This window comes from Mycobacterium sp. 852002-51163_SCH5372311, assembly GCF_001667115.1.
GTDB lineage: Bacteria > Actinomycetota > Actinomycetes > Mycobacteriales > Mycobacteriaceae > Mycobacterium.
The window spans coordinates 1,430-14,952 of the sequence record NZ_LZIJ01000102.1 but is presented as its reverse complement, the minus strand read 5'-3'; the positions used below and the strand labels follow the sequence as shown (position 1 = coordinate 14,952).

General features: G+C 67.8%; 1 protein-coding gene (cut by a window edge). It reads left to right on the top strand.

What is annotated here, in order from left to right; genetic code table 11:
* Nucleotides 1–13,523, top strand: the 3' portion of a protein-coding gene (locus tag A5791_RS13485) for a non-ribosomal peptide synthetase (RefSeq protein ID WP_082966904.1). The gene continues 6,862 nt to the left of window position 1, outside the view; the window shows 13,523 of its 20,385 coding nt (coding positions 6,863–20,385); its start codon lies off the left edge, out of view; its stop codon occupies nucleotides 13,521–13,523.

The window sequence follows — 13,523 nt, the reverse complement described above, 5'->3', positions numbered from 1 at the left end:
ACGGGATCGTGCCAATTGGCTCGCCGGTGCCGCACGGCGCATTGTTCGTGCTGGACGGGTGGTTGCGTCCGGTACCCGAAGGTGTGGTCGGCGAGCTGTACGTGGCCGGTGGCGGAGTGGCCAGCGGGTATATGCGCCGGGCCGGGCTGACGTCGGCGCGGTTTGTGGCCTGCCCGTTCGGCGGCCCCGGGGCGCGCATGTACCGCACCGGGGATCTGGTGCGCTGGGACGCCGGTGGGCAGCTCGAGTATCTGGGCCGCGCCGACGAGCAGGTCAAGATCCGCGGGTACCGCATCGAGCTGGGCGAGGTGCAGGCCGCGTTGAGTGCGCTCGACGGTGTCGAGCAGGCAGTGGTGATCGCCCGCGAGGACCGTCCCGGCGACAAACGTCTCGTCGGCTACATCACCGGAACAGCGGACCCGGCCGCGGCGCGCGCAAAGCTCGCCGAGCGGCTGCCGGGCTATATGGTGCCGGCCGCGGTGGTGGTGATCGACGCGGTGCCCTTGACCGTCAACGGCAAACTCGACAGGCGCGCCCTGCCGGCGCCGGAATTCCAGGATTCCGCTGGGTACCGCGCCCCGAGCACGGCGATCGAGGAGATCCTTGCCGGCATCTACGCCCAAGTGCTGGGCCTGGAGCGGGTCGGCGTCGATGAATCGTTTTTCGATCTGGGCGGGGATTCCCTGTCGGCGATGCGCGTCGTCGCGGCAATCAACGCCGGCCTGGACGCGCATCTTGGTGTGCGCGGCTTGTTTGATGCGCCCACGGTTGCCAAGTTGGCGCCCCTGATCGGTGCCGAAGGGGGTGGCCTTGAGCCACTGGTACCGGCCGAGCGGCCCCCGGTGATCCCGTTGTCGTTCGCTCAGAGCAGGTTGTGGTTCCTGGATCAGCTGCACGGGCCTTCACCGATCTACAACATGCCGGTGGCGTTGCGGCTGCGCGGGCGCCTCGATGTCGAGGCACTGCGTGCGGCGATCGCCGACGTGGTGGACCGCCACGAAAGTCTGCGGACACTGTTCCCGGCGGTCGATGGCGTACCGCATCAGCGGGTGGTGCCGCCGCACCAGGCCGACTTCGGTTGGGCTGTCGTTGACGCCACCGATTGGCCGGCCGGCCGGCTGGCGGAGGCCACCGACGCCGTGGTTCGCCACCCCTTCGACTTGGCGACCGAAATCCCGTTGCAGGCAAGGCTTTTCCGGATCAGCACAGACGAGCATGTGCTGGTCGCGGCGGCACACCATATCGCCGCTGACGGCTGGTCGATCACCCCGCTGGTGCGTGACCTGGGGGTGGCGTATGCGAGCCGGTCTGCCGGTCAGGCCCCCGGCTGGGCACCGTTGGCGGTGCAATATGTCGACTACACGCTGTGGCAGCGGGCGCAGTTCGGCGACCTGGACGACGGCCACAGCCGCATCGCCGCCCAGCTCGCCTATTGGGAAGATGCGCTGGCGGGGCTGCCGGAACGGGTGCAGCTGCCCACCGATCGCCCCTATCCGCCCGTCGCCGACTACCGCGGCGCCACGGTGGCTGTGGACTGGTCCGCCGAGTTGCAGCAGCGACTGCACACCGTGGCCCGCGAACACAACGCGACCAGTTTCATGGTGGTTCAGGCCGCCCTGGCGATATTGCTCTCCAAGGTCAGCGTGAGCAGTGATGTGGCAGTGGGATTCCCGATCGCCGGGCGGCGCGACCCGGCGCTCGACGACCTGGTGGGGTCGTTCATCAACACCTTGGTGTTACGGGTTGATCTGAGCGGTGACCCCACCGTCGCCGAGTTGCTGGCCCAGGTGCGGGGCCGCAGCCTGGCCGCCTACGACCATCAAGACGTCCCCTTCGAGGTGCTGGTCGAGCGGCTCAACCCGACTCGCAGCCAAACTCATCACCCGCTGGTCCAGGTGATGTTGGCGTGGCAGAACTTCGCCGGACAAGTGGGGGCCGGACAGGAGGGGGCCGGGCAAGACGGGCCCGCCGCCGAGCTGGCCCTGGGTGACTTGCAGGTCGCTCCGCTGTCGGCCGACACTCACACAGCTCGGATGGATCTGACATTTTCGCTGGCTGAACGCTGGAACCCGGCGGGTGAGTCGGCCGGGATCGGCGGGACAGTGGAGTTCCGAACCGATGTGTTCGACGTGGCCGGCATCGAGGTCCTGATCGAGCGGTTGCGGCGGGTGCTGGCGGCCATGACCGTCCACCCCGATCGCAGGCTGTCGTCGATTGACCTGCTCGATGCCGATGAGCATGCCCTTCTGGATGGGTGGGGCAACCGGGCGGTGCTGAACAGGGCGGCGACGACGGCCTCGTCGATTCCGACGATGTTCGCCGCCCAGGTGGACCGCGCCCCGGAGGCCGTCGCGCTGGTGTGCGGGGAGCGTTCGTCTACCTATCGCGAGTTGGACGAGGCTTCTAACCGGTTGGCGCACTTGCTGATTGGGCAGGGTGCGGGTCCAGGTCAGTGTGTGGCCCTGCTGGTGGAGCGTTCAGCCGAGGCCGTCGTGTCGATTCTGGCGGTGCTCAAAACCGGGGCGGCGTATTTGCCGATGGACCCGGCGCACCCGTCGGCGCGGATGGAGTTCATGGTGGCCGACGCCGCGCCGATCGCCGCGATTGCCACGACCGGGCTCGCGCAGCGGCTGGGCGGCGGCGGCCTGTGTGTCATCGATCCCGATGACCCTCGCATCGGCATCTACCCGAGTACCGCGTTGCCGGCGCCCGGTCCCGACGGGATCGCGTACATCATCTACACCTCAGGGACCACCGGCGTCCCCAAGGGCGTGGCAGTCACCCACCGCAACGTTCACCAGCTGCTGGAGGCCCTGGATTCCGGGCTCGATCTGTTGCCGGGGCAGGCGTGGACGCAGTGCCACTCGTTGGCGTTCGACTACTCCGTGTGGGAGATCTGGGGTGCGCTGCTGCACGGCGGGCGGCTGGTGGTGGTGCCCGACCGCGTGGTGCGCTCGCCGCAGGACCTGCATGCCTTGCTGGTCAACGAACAGGTCAGCGTATTGAGCCAGACGCCGTCTGCGTTCTACGCATTGCAGACCGCCGACGCGCTGGCCCCCGAATTTGGGCAGCGGCTGCAGCTGCAGACGGTGGTGTTCGGCGGTGAAGCGCTGGAACCACAACGCCTCCGGACCTGGCTGGACCGTCATCCACGATTGCCGCGACTGGTCAACATGTACGGCATCACGGAGACGACGGTGCATGCCTCGTTCCGCGAGGTCGTCGACGGCGATGTCGACAGCAATGCCAGCCCCATCGGGGTGCCGTTGGCACATTTGGGCTTTTTCGTGCTGGACCAGTCGTTGCACCAGGTGCCCACCGGCGTGGTCGGTGAGTTGTACGTGGCCGGTGGTGGGCTGGCGTGCGGATATGTGGGTCGTTCGGATCTGACGGCGACGCGGTTTGTGGCGTGCCCGTTCGGGGCGTCCGGACAGCGCATGTACCGGACCGGGGACCTGGCGTCGTGGGGCGCCGACGGGCAGCTGCAATATCTGGGGCGCGCCGACGAGCAGGTCAAGATCCGCGGGTACCGCATCGAGCTGGGTGAGGTGCAGGCCGCGCTGGCCGGGCTGGCCGGTGTTCAGCAGGCGGTGGTGATCGCCCGCGAGGATCGTCCCGGCGACAAACGTTTGGTGGGATACGTCACCGGGACCGTTGACCCGGCCGGGATGCGCACGGCGTTGGCCGAGCGACTGCCGGCCTACATGGTGCCGGCCGCCGTGGTGGCGATCGACGCGCTGCCGGTGACGGTGAACGGCAAACTCGACAAGCGCGCTCTGCCGGCTCCCGAATACACCGAGACCGACCGCTACCGCGCCCCCGCCACGGCCATCGAGGAGATCCTGACCGGCGTCTACGCCCAAGTCCTCGGGATCGAGCGGGTCGGCGTCGACGACTCGTTCTTCGACCTCGGCGGGGACTCACTCTCGGCGATGCGGGTCGTCGCTGCGATCAATACCGCCCTGGACGTCGGCCTGGCGGTACGCACGGTCTTCGAGGCGCCCACCGTGGCGCAATTGGCGCCGCGCATCGGTGCTGACGGCGACCGTCTGGACGCGTTGGTGCCCGCCGAGCGGCCCGCGGTGCTGCCGTTGTCGTTTGCCCAGAGCCGGTTGTGGTTCCTCGACCAGTTGCAGGGGCCGTCGCCGGTTTACAACCTGGCGGTGGCGTTACGGCTGGTCGGGAGGCTGGATCCCGAGGTGCTGAGAACGGCGCTCGCCGACGTGGTCAGTCGCCACGAGACCCTGCGCACCGTCTTCGTCGCCGCGGAGGGAACCCCGCACCAGGTGGTGTTGTCGCCCGAGCGGATCGACTTCGGCTGGCAGGTCGTCGACGCGACGGGGTGGTCGGCGGGCCGGCTGGCGGAGGCCGTCGGCGCCGCGGCCCGGTACCCGTTTGACCTGGCGAGCGAAATGCCCTTCCAGGCAAGGCTTTTCCGTGTCAGCGACGGCGAGCAGGTGTTGGTCGCCGTGGTGCACCATATTGCCGCTGACGGCTTGTCGGTGACACCGTTGGTGCGGGATCTGGGTTTGGCTTATGCCAGCCGGTCTGCGGGTCAGCCCCCGAGCTGGGCGCCATTGCCGGTGCAGTACGTCGACTACACGCTGTGGCAGCGCGAACAGTTCGGCGAGCTGCAGGACCCACACAGTCGAATCGGCGTCCAGCTGGCTTACTGGCAGGACGCGCTGGCCGGGATGCCCGAGCGGGTGCAGTTGCCCACCGACCGGCCCTATCCGCCGGTGGCCAATCAGCGCGGGGACACCGTCGCGGTGGACTGGCCGGCCGAACTCCAGCAGCGGGTCCGCGCGACGGCGCGTGAACACAACGCCAGCAGCTTTATGGTGATGCAGGCCGCGCTGGCCCTGCTGTTGTCCTCGCTGAGTGCCAGCAGCGACGTGGCCGTCGGGTTCCCGATCGCCGGGCGGCGTGATTCCGCACTGGACGACCTCGTGGGCTTCTTCGTCAACATCCTGGTGCTGCGGCTGGACCTGAGCGGCGATCCCACCGTCGCCGAGCTGCTGGCCCAGGTCCGTCAGCGCAGCCTGGCCGCCTACGAACATCAGGATGTGCCCTTCGAGGTTTTGGTGGAACGGCTCAATCCGATCCGGTCGCTGACCCACCACCCGTTGGTACAGGTGATGCTGGCCTGGCAGAACTGGCAGGACACCGATCCCACCGCCGGGCTGGCATTGGGAGATCTACAGGTCAGCCCGGTTCCGGTGGAGACCCACACCGCGCGCATGGATCTGACGTTCTCGCTGGCGGAACGCTGGACGGGGGCCGGCGAGCCCGACGGGATCGGCGGGACTGTGGAGTTCCGCACCGATGTGTTCGACGCGGCCAGCATCGAGGCGCTGATCGAGCGGTTGCGTCGGGTGTTGGTGGCCATCACCGCTGACCGCGGCCTGCGGTTGTCGTCGATAGATCTGCTGGATTCCGCTGAGCGCACCCGGGTGGAGCAGCTGGGCAACCGCTCGGTGCTGACGCAGCCGCTGACGGCGCCGTCGATCCCGGCGGTGTTTGCCGCTCGGGTGGCGAGTCACCCGGAGGCGTCCGCGCTGACTTTCGAAGGCCGCTCGATGACCTATCGCGAGCTCGACCAGGCGGCGAATCGGTTGGCACACGTGTTGGCCGGGCAGGGCGCCGGCCCGGGACAGTGCGTGGCCGTATTGATGGAGCGCTCGGCCCAGGCCGTGGTGGCGATCCTGGCGGTGCTCAAGACCGGGGCGGCGTATCTGCCCATCGATCCCACGCATCCCATGGCCCGGATGGAATTCATGATTCGCGACGCCGCACCGGTCGCCGCGATCAGCATGTCGGGACTGGCCGCCCGGCTCGAGGGATCCGGCCTGCCGGTCATCGACGTAGACGACCCCTTCATCGACAACCGTCCGAAGGCAAAGTTGCCGGCGGTGACCACCGACGAGGTTGCCTACCTGATCTACACCTCGGGGACAACCGGCATTCCCAAAGGCGTGGCGATCACCCACGGCAACGTGACCCAGCTGCTGGAGTCGCTGGACGCCGGTCTGCCGCAGGCGGCGGTGTGGACACAGTGCCATTCCCTGGCTTTCGACGTTTCGGTGTGGGAGATCTTCGCTCCGCTGCTCGGCGGTGGGCGGCTGGTGGTGGTGCCCGAGGCAGTGGTCCGTTCGCCGGGCGACTTGCAGGCGTTACTGGTCGACGAACAGGTCACCGTGCTCACGCAGACCCCGTCGGCGATCGCGGTGCTCTCACCCAAGGGTCTGGAATCGATGGCCTTGGTTTTGGTCGGTGAGGCCTGCCCGGCCGAGGTGGTGGATCGGTGGGCGCCGGGCCGGGCGATGATCAACGCCTACGGCCCGACCGAGACCACGATGTGTGTCGCGATCAGTGCGCCGTTGCAGGCGGGGCGGGGCAACAAGGGGCCGGTGCCGATCGGATCGCCGGTGCCCGGTGCGGCTTTGTTTGTACTCGACGGCTGGTTGCGGCCGGTCCCCGTCGGTGTGGTCGGCGAATTGTATGTCGCAGGTGCCGGGCTGGCGCGCGGGTATGTGCGCCGGTCGGGTTTGACGGCGTCGCGGTTTGTCGCGTGCCCGTTCGCCGGCGGGGGCAGTGCGGGACAACCGGGACAGCGGATGTATCGCACCGGCGATCTGGTGTGCTGGGGTCCCGACGGGCAGCTGCAATACCTGGGCCGCGCCGACGATCAGGTCAAGATCCGTGGACATCGGATCGAACTGGGCGAAGTCCGCACGGCCCTGGCCGCTGTGGACGGGGTAGAGCAGGCGGTGGTCATCGCACGAGAGGACCGTCCCGGCGACAAACGGCTGGTCGGCTATGTCACCGGCACCGCAGACTCGGCGGCCGCACGCGCGGAGCTGGCCGAGCGCCTGCCGTCATACATGGTTCCGTCCGCGGTTGTGGTGATCGGCGCGCTGCCGCTCACTCCCAACGGCAAACTCGACACCCGCGCCCTGCCGGCTCCCGATTACCAGGACGACGGTCGTTACCGCGCCCCGACCAACGCGATCGAGGAACTGCTGGCCGGCATCTATGCCCAGGTCCTCCAAGTCGAGCGGGTCGGCGTCGACCATTCGTTCTTCGACCTGGGTGGGGATTCGTTGTCGGCGATGCGGGTGGTCGCGGCGATCAACACCGCCCTGGATACCAGCCTTGCGGTGCGGACGATGTTCGAGGCGCCCACGATTGCCCAGCTGGCGCCCCGGATCGGTGTCGGCGGGGCCCAGCTCCCGCGGTTGGTGGCGGCGGAGCGGCCCGCCGTGGTTCCGTTGTCGTTTGCTCAGAACCGGCTGTGGTTCATCAGCCAGTTGCAGGGGCCCCTGCCGATTTACAACATCCCGGTCGTGTTGCGCCTGGGCGGACGGGTTGACGGTGGCGTGCTCGGTGCGGCGCTTGCCGACGTGGTGGGCCGTCATGAGAGCCTGCGCACGCTCTTTCCGGCGCCCGACGGCATACCTCAGCAGCTAGTCATTCCGGTCGACCGGGCCGATTTCGGCTGGCAGGTCATCGATGCGCGCGGCTGGTCGCCGGCTCAGCTCAGTACGGCCATCGACGCCACGGCGAGTTACCCGTTCGACCTTGCGGCCGAAATCCCGGTGCAGGCAAGACTTTTCAGTCTCTCCAGCGAAGAACACATATTGGTGGCAGTGGTACACCACATCGCCGCCGACGGGGTGTCGATGACCCCGCTGCTGCGCGATTTGGATGTGGCATATGCCAGCCGCTGCGCGGGTGGGGTACCCGGGTGGGCGCCGTTGCCGGTGCAGTATGCCGATTACACCCTGTGGCAGCGCGGGCATCTGGGTGATCTGACCGACAGCCACAGCCCAATCGCCGCGCAGCTGGCGTACTGGCACCATGCGCTGTCCGGGATGCCCGAGCGGCTGCAGCTTCCGACCGATCGGCCCTATCCGCCGGAGGCTGACTACCGCGGGGCCCGGGTCGCCGTGGACTGGCCGGCCCAGGTGCAGCAGCAGGTCGCCCAGGTCGCCAATGAGCACGGCGCGACCAGTTTCATGGTGGTCCAGGCCGCTTTGGCGGTGCTGTTGTCCAAGATCAGCGCCAGCAGCGACGTGGCCGTCGGCTTCCCGATAGCCGGGCGGCGCGATCCCGCCCTCGATGACCTGGTGGGCTTTTTCGTCAACACCTTGGTGTTGCGGGTCGAGCTGGCCGATGATCCCACCGTCGCTGAGTTGCTGGCGCAGGTGCGCCAGCGCAGCCTGGCCGCGTACGAGCATCAGGACGTGCCCTTCGAGGTGCTGGTGGAGCGTCTCAATCCCACCCGGAGCCTCGCCCATCACCCGCTGGTGCAGGTGGTGCTGGCCTGGCAGAACTTCGCCCGGCAGGTAGGCGACCCCGGACTGGCGCTGGGCAATCTGCAGGTCACCCCGCTGGGGGTGGACACCCGCACCGCTCGCGTGGACCTGACATTTTCGCTGGCTGAACGCTGGACCGAGGCGGGTGAGCCCGCCGGCATTTCCGGTGAGGTCGAATTCCGCACGGATGTGTTCGACGCGACCAGTATCGAAATCCTCATCGAGCGGTTACAGCGCGTGTTGCTGGCCATGACCGCTGACCCGGGGCGTCGGTTGTCGGCGGTGGATGTGCTCGACCGCGGTGAGCGCGCCGGGCTTTACGGGTGGGGTAACCGTCCGGCGCTGACCGCGCCCGCACCGCGCGCGGCGTCCATTCCGGCAATGTTTGCCGCGCAGGTCGAGCGGGCCCCGGAAGCGGTGGCGCTGACTTTCGACGGTGGCTCCATGACCTATCGCGAGCTGGATGAGGCCGCTAACCGGTTGGCGCACCTTCTGATCGGGCACGGCGCGGGACCGGGCAAGCGTGTGGCGCTGCTGTTGCCTCGCGCGGCCGAGGCCGTCGTGTCGATTTTCGCGGTGCTCAAAACCGGAGCCGCGTATGTGCCGATGGATCCAACGCACCCGGCGGCGCGGATGGGCTTCATGCTCGACGACGCGGCGCCCATCGCGGCGGTCACCAGTGCCGGGTTGGCCGACCGGCTCGACGGGTGCGGGGTGCCCGTCGTCGACGTCGACGATCCGAGGGTCGACGCCCAACCCGTCACGGCGTTGCCGGCACCGGCCGCCGATGACGTCGCGTACCTGATTTACACCTCGGGGACTACAGGGGTGCCCAAAGGAGTGGCAGTTGCGCATCAGAACGTGAGCTGGCTGCTGGAGACGCTGGACCACGACCTGGACCTGTCGCCGGGCCAGGTGTGGACGCAATGCCATTCGCTGGCTTTCGACTTCTCGGTGTGGGAGATCTTCGGTGCGCTGCTGCATGGCGGGCGGCTGGTGATAGTGCCCGACGCTGTGGTCCGCTCACCAGAAGACCTGCACGCCTTGCTGATTTCCGAGCATGTCAGTGTGTTGAGCCAGACACCGTCCGCGTTTTATGCGTTGCAGACCGCTGACGCGGTACAGCCGGAACGGGGACGTCAACTCAAGCTGCAAACGGTGGTGTTCGGCGGTGAAGCGCTGGAGCCGCAGCGACTTGGCACCTGGTTGGACCGCCATCCGGGATTGCCCCGCCTGATCAATATGTATGGAATCACCGAGACGACGGTGCACGCCTCGTTCCGGGAAATTGTCGGCAGCGACGTCGGAGCTTCGGTGAGCCCGATCGGGGTGCCGTTGGCGCATCTCGGCTTTTTCGTGTTGGACGCGTGGCTGCGGCCGGTGCCGGTGGGTGTCGCCGGCGAGCTGTATGTGGCCGGTCGCGGGCTGGCGCACGGCTATGTCGGCCGGGCGGGTTTGACGTCGGCGCGGTTTGTGGCGTGCCCGCTGGGCGCGCCCGGACAACGTATGTACCGCACCGGGGACGTTGTGAGTTGGGGTGCTGACGGACAGCTGCACTACATGGGCCGCGCGGACGATCAGGTCAAGATCCGTGGGTACCGCATCGAGCTGGGGGAGGTGCGCGCAGCCCTGGCCGGCCTGGCCGGAGTGGAGCAGGCGGTGGTGATCGCCCGCGAAAGCCGTCCGGGTGACAAACGTCTGGTCGGGTATGTCACCGAGTCTGTGACCGGAACGGTGGACCCGGCGACTGCGCGCAATGCGTTGGCCGAGCGGCTTCCCGCGTACATGGTTCCCGCCGCGGTTGTGGTGATCGACGCGCTGCCCTTGACGGTCAACGGCAAACTCGACACCCGTGCGCTACCGGCGCCGGAATACCAGGAGGCCGACCACTACCGGGCCCCGGCCGGCGCGGTCGAAAAGATCCTGGCCGACATCTACGCGCAAGTCTTGGGCCTCAAGCGAGTCGGAGTCGACGAGTCGTTCTTCGAGCTGGGTGGGGACAGCATTCTGTCCATGCAGGTGGTCGCCCGGGCCCGGATGGCCGGGGTGGTCTGTCGGCCTCGCGATATCTTCGTCGAGCAGACGGTGGCCCGGCTGGCCCGGGTGGCGCGGGTGGCCGACGCCGCGGGTGCCGTGGCCGAGGAGGGCGCCGGGCCGGTGGTGGCCACCCCGATCATGCGGTGGCTGCGGGGCTTGGACGGCCCCGTCGATCGGTTCAACCAGACGATGGTGGTCCAGGCTCCCGCAGGCGCGACCGATGCCGACGTGGTGGTGCTGCTACAGGCGTTGCTGGATCGGCATCCGATGTTGCGGCTGCGCGTCGAGGACGACGGCGCCGCGGACTGGGTGCTGCAGGTGCGTGAGGCGGGGTCTGTCATCGCCGGCGGCTGCCTGCAATCGGTGGGCGTGTTGTCCGAAGAGGTTGTGGCACAAGCGTTGTCGCGACTGAACCCGGCCGCCGGGGTGATGCTCAGCGCGGTGTGGGCGAGTGCCGCGGGTCAGTTGGCGCTGATCATTCACCATCTGGCGGTGGACGGTGTGTCGTGGCGAATTCTGCTGGAAGACCTCAACATCGCGTGGGCTCAGCATCGTGCAGGGCAGCCGGTGGCGCTGACCGGGGAGGGCACGTCGTTTGCGCGGTGGGCGTCGCTGCTGGCTGACTATGCGCAGACGCCGGCGGTAGTCGCCCAGTCCGAGGTGTGGCGCCGAGTAGCGGCCGCACCCACCGTGTTGCCCGCGGTGCAGCCCGGGGTGGACACATTCGCCAGCGCCGGACATCTGTCGGTGGAGTTGGACGTCGAGACGACCCGGATGCTGCTGGGCGAGGTGCCCGCGGCGTTTCATGCCGGCGTGCAGGACGTCTTGCTGATTGCGTTCGGCTTGGCTGTCGCCGAGTTTCTGGGCACCGGCGCCGGGCCCGTCGGTATTGACGTTGAAGGTCACGGGCGCCAAGAGGAGCTGGGCGACGACATCGATCTGTCCCGCACGGTGGGCTGGTTCACCGCCAAGTATCCGGTGGCCCTGCATGTCGGGGCGGCCGCCGGTGAGCACACCTGGGCGCAGGTGATCTCCGGTGAGGCGGCCCTGGGCGCGGTGGTCAAAGACGCCAAGGAGCAACTGCGCGCTCTGCCGGACGGATTGACCTATGGCGTCCTGCGCTACATGAACCCCGACGTGGACCTCGACGGCGCCGACCCCCCGATCGGGTTCAACTATCTCGGGCGTCTGGGTGCTGCGGCCGCCGAACTCTCCGCGGATTTCTGGCGCGTCAGCCAAGACGGCTCGGCGGTTGTCGGCGCCAGCATGGATCTGCCGCTGACGCTCGCCCATACCATCGAGCTCAATGCCAGCACTGCTGACACCGATAGCGGTCCGAGTCTGCACGCCAACTGGACGTGGGCGCCCTCCGCCGTGGATCGCGCAGAGGTCAGCCGCCTGAGCCGGTTGTGGTTCGAGGCCCTGGCGGGCATCTGCGCCCATGTCCGCCGCGGCGGGGGCGGGTTGACCCCCTCGGATATCGCGCCCGCCCAACTGAACCAGCAGCAGATCGAAGAGCTGTGCAGGCAATACCGGGTCGCTGATGTACTGCCGCTGACGCCGCTGCAGCACGGCCTTCTGTTCCATGCCGGCGCCGCGCAAGAATCCGGCGACGACGTGTATGCGGTGCAGCTGGATATCGCCGTTTCCGGCCCGCTCGACCAGCACCGGCTTCGCGAGGCGGTACACACGGTGGTCGACCGGCATCCCAACCTGGCGGCCCGATTCCTTGCACAGTTCGACGAGCCGGTGCAGATCATCCCGGCCGAACCCGAGCCGGCCTGGCGGTATGTCGACTTGGCCAACAACGTCGACGGGGATGACCAGATAACGGGGATATGCGCCGCCGAACGCGTCGCGGTCTGTGACATTGCGCAGCCGCCGGCCTTCCGGGTGGCGTTGATCCGTACCGCACCCGATCGACACCGGATCGTGCTGACCTTCCACCACATCCTGATGGACGGCTGGTCGCTGCAGATCCTGCAGCAGGAGTTGTTCGCCAGTTATTACGGGCATCGGCTGCCTGCGGCGGTGCCGTATCGCAAGTTTGTGACCTGGCTGTCCGGTCAGGACCACGCGTCGGCGCGAGCGGCTTGGCGCAAGGTGCTGACCGGTTTTGACACTCCCACGTTGGTGGGTCCGCCTGACCGGCTTGGACTGGGGCAGCGAGGTGTGAAGTCCTTCGTCGTGCCTGACGAGACCACGCGCGCCATCAGCGAGCTGGCGCGCTTGCGCCACACCACCGTCAGTACGGTGCTGCACGGCGCCTGGGCGCAAATACTGGCCTGGCTGACCGGAAATCAGGATGTCGCCTTCGGCGCGGTGGTCTCCGGTAGGCCGGACGAGGTGATCGGCGCCGAGGCGATGGTGGGGTTGCTGATCAACACGGTGCCGGTGCGCGCGCGGATCGCGCCCACAACGACCACCGCAGACTTGCTCGAGCAGCTGCAAACCGCGCGCAACGAGACCCTTGAGCACCAGCATCTGGGGCTACCCGAAATTCATCGGATCACGGGCCACCACCAGCTGTTCGACACCGTTTTCGTGTACGAGAACTACCCGGTCGGCGATGCCGCGTCGTTCGGCGCAGACGGACTGGTCGTCGACGAGGTGACCAACCGCGACCCCTACCACTACCCGCTGACACTCCAGGCCGTGCCCGGACGTGAAATCGAGCTTCGGGTCCAATTCCGCTCGGATGTATTCGACACGGCCGGCATCGAACGGCTGATGGAGCGATTCAATTCGTTATTAGCGCTGATGGCCGCCGACCCCACTCGGCAGCTGTCGTCGATGAACCTCCCGGGTGGCAGTGATCAGGCCCGGTGGGGCGGACAGCGCAACCGCGCCTTGTCGACTGAGGCGGTCAGCACGCCGCCGTCGTGGCCAGAAAGCTCGGGGAACGCTCATCGCGCACCGGCCACCCTCGTCGAGCAGATTTTGGCCGATATCTACGCGCAGATATTGAAGCTGGACCGGGTCGGGGTTGGTGAATCGTTTTTCGATCTCGGCGGGGATTCGCTTTCCGCAATGCGGGCAATCGCCGCGATCAACGCGGCATTTGATATCCACCTTCCGGTGGGCGCCCTGTTCGACGCCCCGTCCGTCGGCGACCTGAGCGAGCAGTTACGCAGTATGCCGGCTTGGGAGCCAGAGCTTCCGGAGTGA